This is a genomic window from Ciceribacter sichuanensis (assembly GCF_024055605.1).
GTDB lineage: Bacteria > Pseudomonadota > Alphaproteobacteria > Rhizobiales > Rhizobiaceae > Allorhizobium > Allorhizobium sichuanense.
Genome location: NZ_JAMXLX010000006.1, coordinates 357,359 through 375,205, shown reverse-complemented (window position 1 = coordinate 375,205; position 17,847 = coordinate 357,359). Strand labels below are relative to the sequence as shown.

Annotated in this window: 10 protein-coding genes; 5 read left to right on the top strand and 5 right to left on the bottom strand. The window is 63.9% G+C overall.

What is annotated here, in order from left to right; genetic code table 11:
- Nucleotides 1–42: 42 nt before the first annotated feature.
- From NBH21_RS19085 to NBH21_RS19065, 5 genes are read right to left on the bottom strand one after another with little or no spacing between them, the layout of a single operon-like run.
- Nucleotides 43–987 carry an ABC transporter permease gene (locus NBH21_RS19085; protein WP_250912914.1) on the bottom strand — a complete coding sequence of 315 codons (945 nt, stop codon included), beginning with the start codon at nt 985–987 and terminating at the stop codon, nt 43–45.
- Nucleotides 984–2,033: an ABC transporter permease gene (locus NBH21_RS19080; protein WP_250912915.1), complete on the bottom strand. Its 1,050-nt coding sequence runs from the start codon at nt 2,031–2,033 to the stop codon at nt 984–986. The genes NBH21_RS19085 and NBH21_RS19080 overlap by 4 nt, the downstream gene beginning before the upstream one ends.
- Nucleotides 2,023–3,567: an ABC transporter ATP-binding protein gene (locus NBH21_RS19075; RefSeq protein ID WP_250912916.1), complete on the bottom strand. Its 1,545-nt coding sequence runs from the start codon at nt 3,565–3,567 to the stop codon at nt 2,023–2,025. Before NBH21_RS19075 ends, NBH21_RS19080 begins: the two co-directional genes overlap by 11 nt.
- On the bottom strand, nt 3,564–4,985 hold the full coding sequence (locus tag NBH21_RS19070; RefSeq protein WP_250912917.1) for an amidase: 1,422 nt from the start codon (nt 4,983–4,985) through the stop codon (nt 3,564–3,566). The genes NBH21_RS19075 and NBH21_RS19070 overlap by 4 nt, the downstream gene beginning before the upstream one ends.
- Before the next feature lie 11 nt (nt 4,986–4,996).
- Nucleotides 4,997–5,983, bottom strand: coding sequence for a BMP family protein (locus tag NBH21_RS19065; protein ID WP_250912918.1), 987 nt, complete (start codon nt 5,981–5,983; stop codon nt 4,997–4,999).
- Between the two features lie 301 nt (nt 5,984–6,284).
- On the opposite strand from NBH21_RS19065, the gene NBH21_RS19060 reads away from it, so the two are divergent.
- The 5 genes from NBH21_RS19060 to NBH21_RS19040 all read left to right on the top strand — a co-directional run bounded on the left by NBH21_RS19060 (nt 6,285) and on the right by NBH21_RS19040 (nt 17,762).
- A complete protein-coding gene (locus NBH21_RS19060) occupies nt 6,285–13,085 on the top strand; it encodes a beta strand repeat-containing protein (RefSeq protein WP_250912919.1) in 6,801 nt (2,266 codons plus the stop codon).
- Nucleotides 13,085–14,869, top strand: coding sequence for a ShlB/FhaC/HecB family hemolysin secretion/activation protein (locus NBH21_RS19055; RefSeq protein ID WP_250912920.1), 1,785 nt, complete (start codon nt 13,085–13,087; stop codon nt 14,867–14,869). The genes NBH21_RS19060 and NBH21_RS19055 overlap by 1 nt, the downstream gene beginning before the upstream one ends.
- A gap of 38 nt (nt 14,870–14,907) precedes the next feature.
- Nucleotides 14,908–15,444, top strand: a complete 537-nt coding sequence (locus NBH21_RS19050; protein ID WP_250912921.1) for an invasion associated locus B family protein — start codon at nt 14,908–14,910, stop codon at nt 15,442–15,444.
- 657 nt (nt 15,445–16,101) lie between these two features.
- Nucleotides 16,102–16,974, top strand: coding sequence for a HipA domain-containing protein (locus NBH21_RS19045; protein WP_250912922.1), 873 nt, complete (start codon nt 16,102–16,104; stop codon nt 16,972–16,974).
- Nucleotides 16,971–17,762, top strand: a complete 792-nt coding sequence (locus NBH21_RS19040; protein ID WP_250912923.1) for an HIRAN domain-containing protein — start codon at nt 16,971–16,973, stop codon at nt 17,760–17,762. The genes NBH21_RS19045 and NBH21_RS19040 overlap by 4 nt, the downstream gene beginning before the upstream one ends.
- The last annotated feature ends 85 nt before the right edge of the window (nt 17,763–17,847 follow it).

The following is a 17,847-nucleotide window of genomic DNA, read 5'->3' as shown; positions in this document are numbered from 1 at the left end:
TTATCCTCGTATTCTCGCCTTGAAATCTTGGCGGATCTGCCGTCAGCGCTCGCCGCGCCGGTAGGGTTGCATCAGGGCCTGCGGCACGCGGGCGCGCCGCGCCATCACTGCAAGTGCTGCGATGGACAGGATATAGGGGATCATCAGGAACAGCTGGTAGGGCACGACGCCGCTCAGCACGGTCTGCAATCTCAGCTGGAAGGCATCGAAGAAGGCGAAGAGCAGCGCCCCGAACAGCGCCCTTTCCGGCCGCCACGAGGCGAAGACCACGAGCGCGATGCAGATCCAGCCGCGCCCCTGCACCATGGTCGGGAAGAAGCTGTTGAAGGCCGAAAGCGTCAGGAAGGCGCCGCCGACGCCCATCAGCGCGCTGCCGGCGATCACTGCGCCGTAACGCACCGCCATCGGGTTGATGCCCTGCGCTTCCGCCGCATGCGGGTTTTCGCCGGTCATGCGCACCGCAAGCCCGAGCGGCGTGCGCGAGATGAGATAGGCGAGCACGATGGCCAGCATAATGGCGAGATAGGTCGGCGCGGTCTGGGTGAAGAAGGCCTGGCCGAAGAAGGGCAGGTCGGAAAGGCCCGGAATGGCAATCGGCTGGAACGGCTCGATGGTCGGCGGCGTGCCGGCAACCGGCACCATCAGGCGGAAGACGTAATAGGCAAAACTGGAAGCAAACAGCGTGACGCCGAGGCCCGAGACATGCTGCGACAGGCCGAGCGTCACGGTCAGCACCGCATGCAGCGCGCCGAACACCGCGCCGCCAAGGGCTGCGGCCAGAAGCCCGGTCCAGAGATCCGCGCCGTTATAGACCGTGAGCCAGCCGATCATCGCACCGAAGGTCATGATGCCCTCGATGCCGAGGTTCAGAACGCCGGCACGTTCGCTGAGCAGTGCGCCGAGCGTGCCGAGGATCAGCGGCGTGGCGATGCGCAGCACGGCGGCCCAGAGCCCGGCGGAAGCAAGGATGTCGATCAGGGCGTTCATCGGCGGATCCTGTACTGGGTGAAGAAGACGGCGACCAGCATGGAGAGCAGCGACAGCGCAACGGTAACGTCGGCGATATAGGTCGGGATGCCCATGCTGCGGCTCATGCCGTCGGCGCCGACGAACATCATGGCGGTGAACAGCGCCGCAAACACCACGCCGACAGGATTGAGATTGGCAAGCATGGCGACGACGATGCCGGAATAGCCGTAGCCGGGCGAAAGGTCGGTGGTCACGTAGCCCTTGACGCCAAGCACCTCGATCGCGCCCGCAAGGCCGGCAAGCCCGCCTGAAATCATCGCGACGAAGACCAGCGTGCGCCCGAGCGGAACGCCGGCGAAGACCGCACCCGCCGGATTGAGGCCGGCTGCACGCGACTGCACGCCGAACACCGTGCGCGTCTGGACGAAATGCACCACCAGCGCGACGACCACGGCAATCGCCAGCCCGATATGCAGGCGCGAACGGTCGATGAGCTTCGGCAGGCGCGCGGCCTTGTCGACCGCTTCCGATTGCGGCCAGCCGAAGGCCGTCGGGTCCTTCAGCACGCCGTCGATCAGCATGGAGACGAAGAGGATGATGACGAAGTTGAGAAGCAGCGTCGTCACCACCTCGTCGACCGAAAAGCGCAGGCGCAGCCAGAGCGGCAGGAGCAGCATCACCATGCCGGCGACAGCGCCGATGACGAGCAGCAGCGGGATCTGCAGGATGGGGGTGAGCCCGGAGAGAAGATGGGCGCTTGCCGCCGCAACGGCGATGGCGCCGATATAGAACTGTCCCTCGGCGCCGATATTCCACAGCCTCGCCCGGAAGGCGACGGCGGCCGCAAGCCCGGTCAGGATCAGCGGCGTGGCGCGCATCAGCGTTTCTGTCGCCGAAAGGCGCGACCCGAAAGCACTCGTCAGGATCTTGCCATAGGCGGTGAAGACGGGCGCGCCCGCGAGCGCGATCAGCACGCCGGCAATCGCCATAGCGGCGGCAATCGCGATCAGCGGCGTGGCGATCACCAGCGCCGGCGACCTGTGTTCGCGTCGCTCAAACCGCATCGTTCATCTCCCCGCCTTTTCCTTGGCCGCCTTTCTGTTCCCATTCCCCGGCCATCATCAGCCCGAGCCGGCGCGCATCGGCGTCATCGGCCGCAACCGGCGGAGACAGCCGTCCGCCGACAATCGCCTGGATGCGGTCGGCGAGCGCCATGATCTCGTCGAGGTCTTCGGAAATCAGCAAGACTGCGGTGCCCGCCCGGCGCGCTTCCAGAATGCGCTCGTGCACGGCTGCGACCGCACCTTCGTCCAGCCCGCGCGCCGGCTGGGCGGCGAGAAGGATGCGCGGATGCTCGATCAGGTTTCGCCCGAGAATGAGCTTCTGCATGTTGCCGCCGGAGAGAAGCCGGATGCGGCTCGTCGGGGAGCCGCCGCGCACGTCGAAGGCATCAATGATCTTTCGCGCAAAGGCGATGCCCGCCTTGCGGTCGATCAGCCCGCCCCGCGAATAGCGTGGCAGGCGTTCCAGCACCGCGTTTTCCCAGATCGCCATCTCGCCGATGACGCCCTCGCGGTTGCGGTCTTCGGGAATACGGCCGATGCCCTTTTCCACCGCGTCCGCCACCGTCAGGTCGCCGATGCCCTGGCCGAAGAGGATCAGGTCGCCGGCGCTGCGCTCCGCCGTGCCGCTCAGCAGCTGCGCAAGCGTCGCCTGGCCATTGCCCGAAACGCCGATGATGCCGAGGACTTCGCCGGCGCGCAGCCTGAAATCCACGGATTTCAGCCGTTCGACGCCGCCCTGGCGCACACTCACGCCGATTGCTTCCAGCACGACTTCGCCGGGCGTGGCGGCGTCGCGCACCGGCCGTGTCACGGCGCGTCCGACCATCAGTTCGGCCAGTTCCGCCTTGCTGGTGTCGGCCGCCTTGCGTTCCGCCACCAGCCTGCCGCCGCGCAGCACGACGATGCGGTCGGCGGTCGCCATCACCTCGTCAAGCTTGTGGGAAATGAAGATAAGCGACAGGCCCTGACGCGCCATGTCCTTCAGCGTCGCGAAAAGCTTCTCCGCCTCGATCCGGGTCAAGACCGCCGTGGGCTCGTCGAGCACGAGAATGCGGGCATCGTTGTAGAGCGCTTTCAGGATCTCGACACGCTGCTGTTCGCCGACAGAGAGATCGCCGAGCCGCGCATCGGGATCGACCTTCAGGCCGAAGCGCTCGGAAATGTCGATCAGCTTGCGCCGTCCGGCCGAAACATTGGAGGCGGGCGACCACAGGCTTTCCGTGCCGCTCATGACGTTTTCGAGCACGGTGAGGTTCGGCGCCAGCGCGAAGTGCTGGTGCACCATGCCGATGCCGGCGCGGATCGCGGCGCGCGGACGGCCGGGCGGCAGGTCCTCGCCCATCACCGTCACCTTGCCGCTGTCGGGCACGTAATGGCCGAAGAGAATACTCATCAGCGTGGTCTTGCCCGCGCCGTTTTCACCGAGCAGCGCCACGATCTCGCCCTCGGCGAGCGTCAGCGAGATGTCGTCATTGGCGAGGTTGTCGCCGAAGCGCTTGGAGATGCCGGAAAGTTCGAGAACGGGAGGTTTCATGCGTCCAGTCCTCTCATATCCAGTCCCGCCACACCATGACGATGTTGCCAGCGCCCCTGCTTTTCCAGCCGTTCCGCAAGCTTCAGAAGAAGGCGATCCGCACCCATCGGCGCGATGATCTGCACCGGCAGGGGAAGCCCGTCGCCATCCGCGCCGAAAGGTAGCGTCACGGCCGGAAAGCCGGTCATGTTGCAAAGGGCGGCAAGCGGCGCGAAATCCGTCATGCGGCGGATCTGCAGGTCGATGTCGCCATGGTCGAAAGGAAAGGAACCGAGCGCGGGCGGGGCGGTCGACAGCATCGGTGTCACGAGAATGTCGAAGCCGGCAAAGAGATCCCAGAGCGCGCGGCTCGCATGCACCGTGCCGTCCATCGCCGACCACAGCGCGCCGCCGGTCACCTTGCCGCCATGGCGAATGAAGGCCTGCGTCAGCGGCTCGGCCTTTTCGGCATCAAGGCCGACAGCCGCAACGAAATTGGCGAGATTGACGGCGATCATGTCGCGGAACGCAATACCGCTCGCTTCGACCGGACCGGCGAACACAGACCAGTTGAGCCGGATAAGGGTGTGGCCGTCCGCTTCCAGCGCCAGTGCCGCCGCCTCGACGGCTTCGCTGCGGGCGGGATCGGTTGGATGGTCGGAGCCGGTTTCGGCAACGAGGCCGATCCGCAGTTTCCGGCCATCAGGGGTGGCCAGTTCGGGATCGGCGAAGGGGCCGCGCGCATCGCCTTTCACCGCCTCGAAGATCGTCTTGAGATCGCGGGCGGAGCGGCAGATGGCAAGCTCGCTGGCAATGCCGCCGAGATGATTGCCGAAGCCGGGGCCGGCCGGCATGACGCCGCGCGTCGCCTTGATACCGAAAAGACCGCAGCAGGCGGCGGGAATGCGGATGGAACCACCGGCATCGGTGGCATGCGCAATCGAAACGATCCCCGCGGCGACGGCCGCCGCCGCACCGCCGGAGGAACCGCCCGAGGTGCGCGTCTGATCGAGCGGGTTGCGGCAAACAGGTCCGGTCGCGGGTTCGGAGGAAAGGGAAAGCCCCATTTCCGGCACCGTGGTCAGCCCGAAGAAACAGAGGCCCGAAACGCGCATGCGGGCGGCGAGATCAGAATCCGGCGCGCCTTCGCCGTCATGATCCAGCATGCGCGAGCCGGCTGAAACGGGAAGGCCGGCAAAGGGGCCGCCAAGATCCTTGGCAAGGCTCGGCACGCCCGCAAAGGGCACATGCGCAGAGCCTTTGGTCAGCCGCTCGTCCGCAGCCCTTGCGGCAGCTTCGCCGAGCGTGGCGTCGACATGCGAAATCGCGCCGAGACCGGAAAACCGGTCGGCGCGTTCCAGTGCGGCCTGCATCGCCTCGCCAGCCGTGAGGCGACCCTTGCGGATCGCCTCGGCCAGCGACGTTGCGTCATTCGTCATGATATTGCCGGTTACTTCGGCTCGTCCATGTTGCGCGGAACCTCGAAGGCGCCGGACTTGATCTCGGCGCGCTTGGCTTCCATGGCGGCTTCAGCCTCGGCCGGGGCGACACCCTTCACATAGGCGATGTCGCTGCCGCCTTCCTTCAGAAGACCGAAGGCAGTGTAGTCCTTGCCCACCGGCTTGCCGGCGGCAACGTCGGCCAGCGCCGCGTTGAGGATCGGACGGAAGCCCCAGAGCGCGTTGGCGAACACGGTTTCCGGATAACGCGGGGTATAGTCGATCAGCGAGCCGACAGACTTGATGCCGCGTTCCTTGGCGGCATCCGCCGTGCCGATGCGCTCGCCGAACAGGATGTCGGCGCCGGCGTCGATCTGGGCGAGACCGGCTTCGCGGGCCTTCGGCGGGTCGAAGAAGGTGCCGATGAAGGAAACCAGCAGCTTGGCGTCCGGGTTGACGGCCTTCACGCCTTCGCCGAAGGCGTTGATCAGCATGTTGACTTCCGGGATCGGCATGGCGCCGACGGAGCCGACGACGTTGCTCCTGGTCATCTTGCCGGCCAGCATGCCGGCGAGATAGGCGCCGTCATGGTTCCAGGTGCCGAAGACGCCGAAATTGTCGCCGGATTCCTTGCCGCTCGAACCGAGCACGAAGGCGGTATCCGGATAGTCGGCAGCCACTTCACGCGCTTCGCTTTCAACAGCATAGGCTTCGCCGATGATCAGCTTGGCGCCCTGTTCGGCATATTCGCGCATGGCGCGCGGATAGTCGGTTCCGGAAACGCCTTCCGAGAACACGTATTCGATGACGCCTTCGGCGGCGGCATCCTGCAGCGCCTTGTGCAGCACCGAGTTCCAGGCGTTTTCCACCGGCGAACCGTGGATGCCGGCGACCTTGATGGGAGCGGCGGCGCGGACGGAGGGAGCGATGATGCCCGAACCGAGAACAAGACCGGTCGCCATCAGGCTCCGGCGCGTAAACATGATGTCTTTCGTCATTGCAGCGATCCCCTCTATTTTACCAGTTGGTCGAAATTCTCTATGGCTCGCTCAAAAATGTGTCAAGCGGACTGCCTGCCCGCGAGATAGGCATTGTTACCGCGCAGCCACAAGTATTCCGCAAAGTTCCGACCGCTCGGCGATCGACGCAATCTGCGTAAAACCTACCCAGATATCGCCCTTGACAGCAAAGCGTATGGTTCATAATCGTCGGCACGGATATTATTCGTCTCTGCGTCGTGTTTATTTGGCGCTACTTTGATTTTACTATTAAATCCGCAAATTTATGGGAGAAGGCAACGTGGGCATAAGGATGCGGAACCGGGGCTTCCGGCACTACACGGCACTTCTTCTTGCCACCGTTTCACTTCCGCTTCCCGCCTTTTCGCAGCAGGTCCTGCCGACGGGCGGTAATTTCACCGCCGGTTCCGGCAATATCCAGGCGGTTCCGACCGGCCTCATGATCGACCAGACCAGCGCCACCGGCATCGTCGAATGGCAAGATTTCTCCATCGGTTCGGGCGCATCGGTGCATTTCGACAACGGCGCGGGCGCAACGCTTAACCGCGTGACGGGCAATCTCGGTTCGCAGATCGACGGATCGCTGACGGCCACGGGCTCGCTCTATCTCGTCAACCGCGCCGGCATCGTGGTCGGCAAGGATGGCGTCATCTCGACCGGCGGCAATTTCTTCGCCTCCACCCATGACGTCACCGACCAGCAGTTCCTCGCCGGCGGCGCGATGACCTTTTCCGGCAGCTCCAAGGCCGCCGTCGTCAATCTCGGCACCATCAGCTCGGCTTCCGGCGACGTGGCGCTGATTGCCCGCGCGGTCGACAATTCCGGCAGCATCACCGCCGAAAACGGCACCGTCGGCCTGCTGGCCGGCTACGAGATCCTGGCCAAGGACACCGCCGATGCGGACGGCCTATTCGCCGTCGTGGTCGGCGGTTCCGATACCGAGGCTAGCAATTCCGGCGCCATCGCCGCGGCCAATGCCGAACTGCGCGCCAATGGCGGCAATGTCTATGCGCTGGCCGGCAATACCGGCGGTGTCGTCAAGGCGACCGGCGTCGCCAGCAAGGACGGCCGCATCTTCCTCACGGCAGGCGAGGGCGGCAAGGTAGAAGTCACCGGCAAGCTCAGCGCCACCCGTCCGCAAACGGCCTCGGCCAGCCTGCCGACGCGCGTTCCGGTTCCGCAGGCGCGGCCCGACAGCGGCGGCGACATCCGCATTTCCGGCGGCGATGTCATCATCAATGGCACGGTCGAGGCAACCGGCACCACCGGTTCCGGCGGCACGGTCGTCGTCACCGGCGACAGGATCGCGCTTGGCTCAGCCGCGACGGTCGATGCCTCCGGCGCAACCGGCGGCACCGTGCTGATCGGCGGCGATTACCAGGGCGGTTACAATGCCGCGACGAAATTCCTCGACGAAGACGTGGCGACGGCCGACAGGGTGGCGGTTGCCGCGGGTGCTGTGATCCGCGTTGACGGCACCGCCGGCGCGGGCGGGCGGGCTGTCGTATGGTCGGACGATACCACGGTTTTCGACGGCAAGATCACGGCGACCGGCGCCGGTACCGCGGCTGGCGGCCTCGTGGAAACCTCGGGGCACAACCTGCTGCTCGGCGACAATGTCTCCATTTCCACACTCTCCGAACAGGGGGCCATGGGCACCTGGCTTATCGATCCCTACAACATCACCATTTCGTCGTCCGCATCCAGCAATGTCTCGGTGACCGTGTCGTCCAACCCGTGGGAAGTGCAGCCCACCGCGAGCGGCGCAAACATCAACAACACGACCCTGAGTTCCTATCTCTCCAACAACAACGTCGCGATCACGACAAACGGCGCAGGCTCGGAAGCCGGCAACATCACTGTGGACGCCGCGGTAACATGGTCAGCCGCCACGACATTGTCGTTGCTGGCCGATGCCAGTACGGGCGGTATTTTGATCAACGCCGCGATTACGGGCAGCAACGCCGGCAGCGCGCTCGTCCTCAGCGCCGGCGCCGGCGGCATCAGTCAGACCGCCGCCATCACGGCCGGCACCGTCACCGCGACCGCCGCAAACGGCGGCTCGGTCGTCCTGACCAATGCCGGCAATACGATCTCCACGCTTGGCGCATCCAGCGCCGCGGGATCCTTTGCCTTCAGCAACAGCCAGACGCTGACCGTTTCCGGGCCGATCACGGCGAACGGAACGCTCAGCCTGACCACGACGTCGGGCGACCTGACGATCAACGGGGCGCTTGTCGACAGCCACGCGAATGCAAACGCCAGCCTGTCTGCGGCCGGTGCTCTGAAGATCGCCAAGAATGTGACTTTGAGCGGCACGAACGCGGCGCTGAGCCTTGGTTATGGCACAGCCTATTCGCTGCTGAACGGCGCTCGTGTGTCTCTGCCCGACAGCGGCGCATCGCTTTCCGTCAATGGCGCGGCCTATACCCTGATCCATGATGTGGCCGGCCTGCAGGCCATGGTCGACGGCACGAATTACGCGCTGGGCAACGATATCGACGCCTCGGCCACGGCAAGCTGGAACAGTGGCGCGGGTTTCAACCCGATTTCATCCTTTACCACGACGCTGACCGGTCTCGGGCACACGGTGGACCGATTGACCATCAACCGTCCCGGGCAATCGACCGTCGGACTGATCGGCACCCTGTGGGGAACCGTCAGGGATCTGACCCTGTCGAACATGTCGGTCATCGGCGCCGGAAGAGTTGGCACGGTCGCCGGCAATGTCTCCTCGGGATCGGTCATCAACGTGCATGCGACGGGCAGTGTGACGGGCACGGCGGGCCAGATCGGCGGACTGGTCGGCTGGTTCGACCAGGGCACGATCTCCGGCTCCTCCTCGACCGCGACGGTCAGCGGGGGAGACGAGGTCGGCGGCCTGATCGGCCGTCTGCGCGCCGGCTCCGTCTCCGATTCCTATGCCACAGGTTCGGTCACCGCAACCGGCAACTATGCCGGCGGTTTTGCCGGCAGTCTCTATCAGGGCGGCACCATCACCAATGTCTATGCCAGCGGCAGGGTGACGGGTCTGGCCAATACAGGCGGATTGATCGGCGGGGAAATAGTGGCGGGCTCGCTCACATTGTCCAACGCCTATTGGGACATAAATTCCACCGGGCAGGCCACCAGCTTCGCCGGCACCGGCATCTCCAACGCCTCGGCCTACACGCAGGCGACCTATGCCGGCTTCGATTTCACCAATACCTGGGTGATGATTGCCGGCCAGACGCGGCCCATGCTTCGCAGCGAATATTCGACCGTGGTCACGACCGCGGCGGCGCTGCAGCTGATGTCGCTCGATCTCACCGCCAGCTACACGCTGGGAGCCGATATCGATCTGACCGGCGCATTCACCGCCGTCGGCGGGTATTACAGCGGCCTGTGGGGTTCGTCGGGCTTCGTTTCCATCGGCAGCGACACCTCGAACTTCACCGGCAGCTTCAACGGCCAGGGCCACACCATCAGCGGCCTGACGATCAACCGCGCCGGCGCCAATTATGTCGGCCTGTTCGGCTATACGAACGGCGCAACCATCAGCAACGTGACACTCTCCGGCGGCAGCATCACCGGCAATGACGACGTCGGCGCGCTCATCGGCTACATGATCGGCGGCTCGGTATCGGGTGCATCGGCGAGTGCGACCATCTCGGGTGTGAGCACCGGAGAGGCCAATACCGGCGGCCTCATCGGAGCGGTCGACGGCGGCGCTGTGAGCGGTTCCTCGGCAAGCGGCAACGTCACCGGCGCCGGCTATCAGGTCGGCGGCCTTGTCGGCTACCTCTTCAACGGTGGCACGATCACCCAATCCTACGCCACGGGCAATGTCACCGGCACCGGGGGCAGCGACGGCTATATCGGCGGTCTTGTCGGCGCCAACGGCTATAGCCTCGACGGCGGCACCATCAGTCAGTCCTACGCCACCGGCACGGTCACCGGCAGTTCGGGTCCCATCGGCGGCTTCGTCGGGCATAACGAGGGGACGATCACGGATTCCTACGCTACCGGCAGGGTCATCGGGCTCGGCAGCGCCTCCAACATCGGCGGCTTCGTCGGCGTAAACTTCGTCAACGGCACCATCGCCAATGCCTATTCGACCGGCTACGTGACCGGCAGCAGTCAAGTTGGCGGCTTCGCCGGCTATAACAACAATAATGCCTCGGCAATCACCAACGCCTACTGGAACACCCAGACCAGCGGACAATCGGTCGGCATCGCCGGCGGCGCCGGCAGCGCCACGGCCCGCACCACTGCCCAGCTCCAGGGCAGCCTGCCTGCCGGCTTCTCCTCGTCCATCTGGGGAACTGGAACGAACCTCTATCCCTATTTCAAGTGGCAATACGCCACGACACCGGTCGCCGTTTCGGGCACCGCCTATAGCGATGCGGGCACGACGGCGCTGGTGGGCGCGAATGTGACCGCCGTATCCGGCGGCAGCGGCATGGGCAGCGCCGTCACCGGCGCCAACGGCTATTATTACATCATGCTCGCCCCCGGCTCCTCGCTCGCTTCGGCCGGAGTGCTGACCTATCTTGACGGCGGATCGACCAAAGGCGTTGCCTTCTCGGACATCACGGGCACCAACGGCGCGCAGAACGTTTCGATCTACGGCACGGCGGCGCACCTGATCACCGGCCAGACATCGCTTTCGGCAACGCAGACAGGCTATTTCGCAACGCTTGGCAGCTATAGCGATACCGATCTCGGCTTCCTTTCGCCATCCACCTTCGCCTCGCTCACCACGTCGGGCGGCTACGGCGTCTACCTCAACACCTCCGGCAACTACACGCTCGACACCAATCTCGGCTCGGCAGGCCTGTTGTCGCTCGACAGCGGCGGCACCTTCGGCGTCAGCGGCACGGTCGGGCTGACGGCGTGGGGTGACCTCGACATCGCGGACGCCATTTCCTGGTCGGATACGTCCAGCCTGACGCTGACCACGGTCACAAGCGGCGACATCACGCTGGGCGGCGCCGTTACCGCCGCCAACGGCACGCTCGTCATCTCCGCAGCCGGCACGGCCACCACGTCGAGCGCCATCGATGTGGGTCTCTTCTCGCTCACCGCCGGCACATGGAGACAGGTCGCCGGCACGCTCGCCTCCTTCCATGCCACCGACTTCCGCCTCGGCGGCGGCGCCACCTTCCTGCGCGCCACCGGCGGCGACGGCTCGGCGGCGACGCCCTACCAGCTCGTTGACGTTTACGGCCTGCAGGGCATGGGCTCGGCCAGCCTGCTGACCGAAAGCTTCGAGCTCGCCTCCGACATCGACGCCAGCAGCACCGCAAGCTGGAATTCGGGTGCGGGTTTCGCTTCCATCGGTGACTTCGCGACCGGCTTTACCGGCAGCCTCGACGGCGCCGGCCACACCATAAGCGGCCTCCTCGTCAACCGGTCGGTCGGCCTGGCCGGGCTGTTCGGCAGAATCGACGGCACGATTTCCAACCTGACCCTCTCGGGCTCCGTCACGGGCTCCATAGCCGGCCTGCTGGGGAGCTACAACTTCGGCACGGTCAGCAATGTCTCGGTATCGGGCACGGCCTCGGCCGGCAACAGTCATTATGTCGGCGGCCTGATCGGCATGAACGCCGGCACGATAACCAACAGCCATGCGGCCGTGACGGTCACGGCCGGCGACAATGCCTATGCGGGCGGCCTCGTGGCGTTCAACTCCGCCGCCACATCCGGCGGCGTCGTCATCAGCACCGGCACCATCACCGGCAGCTCGGCCAGCGGCACCGTCGGCGTCGGCGCGAACAGCGCCGCAGGCGGCCTTGCCGGCGCGAATGCCACCGGCATTTCGGCAAGCTATGCCACGGGCGCGGTGACTGGCGGCACCGATAGCTATGTGGGCGGCCTCGTAGGCATCAACACGGTGGACGGTACGGCAGGCACCACCGGCACCATCACCACCTCGTTCGCCACCGGCACGGTGACCGCAGGCAGCGGCGCCACCGCAACGGCGGGCGGGCTCGTCGGCGCCAATGCCGGCGGCATAGCCAACGCCTATGCAACCGGCAATGTCAGCGGCGGCAATACGTCCGGCGGTCTGGTCGGGGTCAACAGCGGCACGGTGGCAAACAGCTACGCGAGCGGCACGGTTCCGTCTTCGGCCGCACCTTACGGCGGACTGATCGGCAACAATTCCGGCACCGTCACGGCAAGCTTCTGGAATACGACGACCTCCGGCACCAGCCTCGGCGTCGGCATCGGTTCGTCGGGCGGCGTCACCGGCCTCACCACCGCGCAGCTGTCCTCGCTCTCGACCTTCACGACGGCCGGCTGGAACATCGACGGCGACGGCGGCACGGGTTCGATCTGGCGCATCTATGAGGGCCAGACCGGACCGCTGCTGCGCACCTTCATGACCGCGCTGACGATTACCGGCGGCAACGGCACCAAGGTCTATGACGCCTCGACCACAAGTACGAGCGTCGGTACGCTGACCTACAGCCTGCCCGGTTATGACGCCTCGCTCATCCTCGGAACCGCAGCCTATGCCAGCGGCAGCGCCAATGTCGGCGTCTATTCGGGCGGTTCCCTTGCCCTTGGCGGGCTCTATTCCGGCCAGTTCGGCTATGACATCACCTTCGTCTCGGGCTCGCTGACGATCACGCCGCGCGCCATTACAGTCACCGCGGACAACCAGTCGATGACTGCGGGCACTGCCGTTCCGGCGCTGACCTACACCGTCGGCGGACTGGGGCTTGCCGGCAGCGACAGCCTGACGGGCACACTTTCGACGCTCGCCTCGTCCGCCTCCGCCGCAGGCAGCTATGCCATCACGCAGGGCACGCTTGCCGCCTCCGCCAACTACGCGCTGAGCTATACGGGCGGCACGCTGACGGTCACGGCTGGCCCCATCGTACCCACGACACCCTCGACGCCCACGCCGACGGCCTTCCCGGCATCGACCGTCTTCGAACAGCCGTCGTCGATCACGCTCGGCCAGCCGGCACGCAGCACCGGCGAAGACCTGACCACATGCCCGGCCGGCGCGGTCATGGGAGCCGCATGTGCAGGCGTTCCCCACCCGGCCAACCGGTCGCTCGGCCAGTACATCATCATCGGATCGCTCTAATGAATACGTATCGACCGACCATTCTCGACCGTATCCGCGCGACCGTCTTCGATAGCCCCGCGACGCTTGCGATCCTGATGACGCTTGCAGCCGCCGGCCATGCCGCCGCGCAGTCGGCAGTGGAGCGCAACCCGCCGCCGGCCGTGACCGGCAACGCTCCCACGATCACGCTTCCCGAGGAAGCCGCGGTCGAGGCCGACAAGCGTCCGCTCGGGGCGGATCTGGCCGCCATCCGCCTGATCGGCGCGAAAGAGGAACCGAGCGCCGGCAGCGCCGCCGGTGTCGTCGTCGGCGATATCGGTCCGGGCCGCGATCTCGAGCCTCAGCTTGCCGGCGTCCTCAGGCCCTTCATCGGAAAGCCGCTGTCGCTGTCGCTGATCGCCGAGGCGCAGGCCGCCATTGCCGGCGTCTATCGCCGCGCCGGCTATCCCTTCGTGTCGGTCACCATTCCGCCGCAGGAAATCACCGGCGGCGTGCTCAATCTCCGGGTCATGGAATTCGGCTTCGGCAAGGTCACCGCACGCGGGGTCGAAGGCGAACGCGCCCGTTCCCTCGCTGCCCAGGTCAATGCGCCCGCGGGCGGGCGCATTTCGTCTGCCGGCGTCAACGAGGATCTTGCCTGGCTCAACCGCTCTCCCTTCCGCCGCGTGCAGGGCCTGTTCTCTCCGGGTTCGGAAGTCGGCCGCTCCGACCTTGCGCTGGAAGTCACGCGCGGCAAGCCGTGGCAGGTCTATGCCGGCTATTCCAACACCGGCGCGGAAGGCACGGACCGCGACCGCTTCTTCCTCGGCGCGGGCTTTGCCATTCCCGGCATCGACGGCGCTTTCGGTTCCTATCAGCTGACGGGTTCGCCGGATCTCTTCGAAGACCTCGGCGGCGTCTTCCCCGATCATAACGACCACCGGGCGCGCTATGTCAGCCATTCCGGCACCTTCGTCGTGCCGATCGAGGGCAGGCAGGCGATCGATTTCAGCCCGGCCTTCATCGCCACACGGCAGGAAAGCGATCTCTTCACCTTCGACACCTCGATCGTCGAACTGCCGCTCTATTATCGCAGCGCGCTGTCCAACATCCTGCCGGGCATCTATGGCGGCGAGGTCTATGCCGGCATCGAATACAAGCACCTGTCGCGCGATACCTTCTTCTCGGATATCCGCCTCGGCAGCGCCAATGCCGAACTCTTCCAGTTCGGCCTCGGGGTCAGCAAGTCGTTCAGCGACGATCTCGGCTCCACCCGCCTCGACCTGCATGTGAAGGCCAATCCGGGCGGCATCTTCTCCGACAATTCGGACAGCGCCTGGAACACCTTCTCGAACGGCGCGGTGACCGATATCTCCTACGCCTATCTCGGCGGCAGCCTTTCCCGGCAGACCGAGCTTGGCCACGATTTCCAGCTCAACAGCGACGTGCTGTTCCAGCTCGCGGGGCAGGCGCTGCCCGATACGGAACGTCTGGCGCTCGGCGGTCTCGACGGCGTGCGCGGCTACGATCTCGATGACGCGGTCGCCGATACCGGCGTCATCATCCGCAACGAACTGCGCTCTCCCGTCGTTTCACCGACCGGCAAGGACCGCCTGTCGCCCTTTGCCTTCCTCGACCTCGGCTTCGGCCGCGACAAGGCAGCGGACGAGGGGCTTTCCCTCGCCAGCACCGGCGCAGGCATCGATTATGACATCGCCGGCAATTTCAGCCTCCACATGACCGCGGCCATCGCGCTTGTCGACGAAGGAGACCGCGAAGCCGGCGACATGGATTTCAAGATCAGGCTTTCGGCGCGCTACTGACGCGCCACCTTTCAATCGACAACGGAAGAGTACCAAGGATGCACAAGCTCACCACCGCGGCCCTGTCCCTGCTGCCGCTCCTCGCCGCAGCCCCCGCCTTCGCTGAGGATGCGGCACCGGCCACCTTGCCCGGCGGCGCAAGCTCCCTGCAGGAAACCTACCAGGACTGGCGTGTCACCTGCGGTGTCGTGCAGAACAACAAGATCTGCTCCATGGCGCAGGTCCAGCAGCAGCAGGACGGCCAGCGCGTTCTCGCCATCGAGCTGCAGCCGGCCAAGGATGGCGGCGTGGCCGGTGTTCTGGCGCTGCCCTTCGGCCTCAAGCTCGACGCCGGCGCCAGCCTGAAGATCGACAGCAATCCGCCGCTCCCGGCCCTGAAATTCTCCACCTGCCTGCCGGCCGGCTGCCTGCTGCCTGTGACCTTTACCACCGCGAACGTCACCGCTCTTTCCGCCGCCGCCGCCCTCAACGTCACGGCAACGTCGATCCAGCCGAACCAGCCGGTCAACCTCGCCATCTCGCTGAAGGGCTTCAAGGCCGCTCTCGACCGCCTGACCGAGCTTGCAAAGAGCTAAGCCCCTCAAGGACAGACCATCACGGAAAAGACAAACGGCGGCTTCAGGCCGCCGTCAGGTTGCCGACAAAGTTCGGCGTTGGGAGCGTTATTCATTCCTCTCCGTCATGCCGGACATGTTCCGGCAGCAGCGCGATGTCCATCGCGCGAAAGACTATGTTGCGATCAAAGACTTGATCGCGCTGGATCCCGGCTCAAGGCCGGGATGACGGCGGTGGATGAAGCCCGCCATCGCAAGAGGCCGCCACGGATCAGCCCCATAGGTTTTCTCACCGCGGCGTTGCCGTTGCGCTGAAAGCTGACATTCGAGTCAAGATACGTAATAGCGGCTAAGCGCCTCCATTTCGGTCGTTCGCGCAGCGTTGGCGAATACCGATAGCAGCCATTCTGCTTTGGTCAGTTCTAGGACCGAAATTCAGCCTTTCCTTGTCGTTAGATGCCCACGGGCAGTGAACACTTGATCATGGACGGTTGTCGTGCCCCTGGAAGTGAGAGCGCTGACCAGAGCCGCCGCTTGCGAACGCACAACTCTCGCTGGGTCGAAGGTCAATATCAATCATGCGCTTCAAGTTAAGAGTTGAATTCTTTTCGATGTCAAATTCAACTATTTGAGGTATTGGACCTGTCGGAGTGCTTGTACTGAGCGGTAGGACTGCGAATGACTCTGTTTCCAGTATTTGACGTGCAAAATGAAATCGATGTCATTGAATACCTCGGCACCAAAGAGAAGTTCTGGTTGAATTTCGACGGCAGACTTCAACTTCTGAAATTTGGTCGTGAAGGGACCGGTGAGAACTGGGCTGAAAAGGTTGCCTGTGAGATCTGTGCCCTTTTGGGTCTGCCTCACGCTCACTACGAGTTCGCAACATATCAGGGCAAATTGGGCGTTCTGTCACCTAAAATGAACCCTGATGGTAGCCGCCTGATCCTGGGAAACGAACTGATCAATTCCGTCGAGAAAAAACTTGATGGGACTAGCTTCTACAAGTACCGGGGTCACACCGTTAGTCGGGTGACTGCTGTTTTACAGAGGTTTACCGATGATCCGGACGAGGCACTGCGATGTTTTGTGGGATATCTCATGCTCGATGCATGGATCGGTAACGGAGATAGGCACAACGAAAACTGGGGGCTTGTGCTGGATCCGCAGAAGCGCACTATAACACTGGCGCCAACTTTCGATCACGCGTCGAGTTTGGGTAGGGAACTGAGTGACGCAGTGAGAGCAGAGCGCATGGTTACGAAAGACAAGCGCTTCGATGTGCGCGCATACGCTGAAAAAACACGGTCGGGGCTCTACATGGACCAGACGGATAGACGACCACTGTCAACCATTGATGCTTTCCGTCTTGCGGGTTTAGCAGGGAAAAGGCACGAGCAGTTCTGGTTGTCGCGCCTCTCGAAAGTGGATCCGAGTGACCTATCTAATATCTTTGATCGGATACCGGCAGAACTCATTAGCACTGAGGCAGCGTCTTTCGCCTTGAATATGCTCGAGATCAACAGGCAAAAGCTCTTGGGGCAAACATGATGCGATCATTCTTCCTGAATTGGCAAGATCCGGACACCCAAAGATGGCTCCCTGTCGCAAAGCTGGTCAACCAGAGAGGGTACTTTGTTTTTGGCTACACGCGTGGCGCTCAAGTTTCAAAGAACTTTCTTCCGTTCGGCAGGATGAACGATGTCTCGTCGTTGTACATCTCTGACGAACTGTTCCCTATCTTTGCCAACCGGGTCATGAACGAAAAAAGGCCAGAATACGCGAGGTACGCGCGTTGGTCCGGCCTAGACAGGGAAAGCGACCCATTGAGGTTGATGGCGCGAATTGGCGGCGTGCGTGCGACTGATGCACTGCAGGTGTCGCCGGTTCCTGAGAAAAGTCGTGACGGTCGGTATAGATCCGTTTTTTTTGTTCATGGAATTAGTCATCTAGCGCCGGACTCTGCGGATCGCGTAGCAGCGCTAGAACCTGGCGAGGTCTTGTTTCCGATGCTGGATATTCAAAATCCGTACGATGGCAATGCTGTGTGTCTCAGAACGCGAGATCCTGCTGTCATCATTGGCTATTGCCCTCGATTTGTTGCTCCAGACCTCCGATATCTCTGCGAAAGTGCCGAGACGGCTACGCGCCTAAAAGTACTTCAGGTGAACCAGGATGCGCCCTCTCAGTTCAAGCTTCTGTGCGAAGCGGTGTCGACTTGGCCTGAGCACTTTGTACCCTGCAGTACCGACGAGCATCAGCTTATCAGCAATCTTTCGGTTGAAGATGCGCTGAAGACTGTGAGTACTGCAAAGCCATTTCAACGAGCAGTAGGCTAACGAGCGGGCCGAGTACTGCGGCTACTCAAAACTGGGGCATACAGGTTGGCTTTTCCTCGCTCGGGCCCCACAAGAAGGTTTGCCC

Bases quoted from the DNA above. Each gene is read 5' to 3' on its own strand.
- NBH21_RS19040 (WP_250912923.1), top strand. From the start codon at position 16,971: ATGATGCGATCATTCTTCCTGAATTGGCAAGATCCGGACACCCAAAGA.
- NBH21_RS19045 (WP_250912922.1), top strand. From the start codon at position 16,102: ATGACTCTGTTTCCAGTATTTGACGTGCAAAATGAAATCGATGTCATT.
- NBH21_RS19055 (WP_250912920.1), top strand. From the start codon at position 13,085: ATGAATACGTATCGACCGACCATTCTCGACCGTATCCGCGCGACCGTC.
- NBH21_RS19050 (WP_250912921.1), top strand. From the start codon at position 14,908: ATGCACAAGCTCACCACCGCGGCCCTGTCCCTGCTGCCGCTCCTCGCC.
- NBH21_RS19065 (WP_250912918.1), bottom strand. From the start codon at position 5,983: ATGACGAAAGACATCATGTTTACGCGCCGGAGCCTGATGGCGACCGGT.
- NBH21_RS19075 (WP_250912916.1), bottom strand. From the start codon at position 3,567: ATGAAACCTCCCGTTCTCGAACTTTCCGGCATCTCCAAGCGCTTCGGC.
- NBH21_RS19085 (WP_250912914.1), bottom strand. From the start codon at position 987: ATGAACGCCCTGATCGACATCCTTGCTTCCGCCGGGCTCTGGGCCGCC.
- NBH21_RS19080 (WP_250912915.1), bottom strand. From the start codon at position 2,033: ATGCGGTTTGAGCGACGCGAACACAGGTCGCCGGCGCTGGTGATCGCC.
- NBH21_RS19070 (WP_250912917.1), bottom strand. From the start codon at position 4,985: ATGACGAATGACGCAACGTCGCTGGCCGAGGCGATCCGCAAGGGTCGC.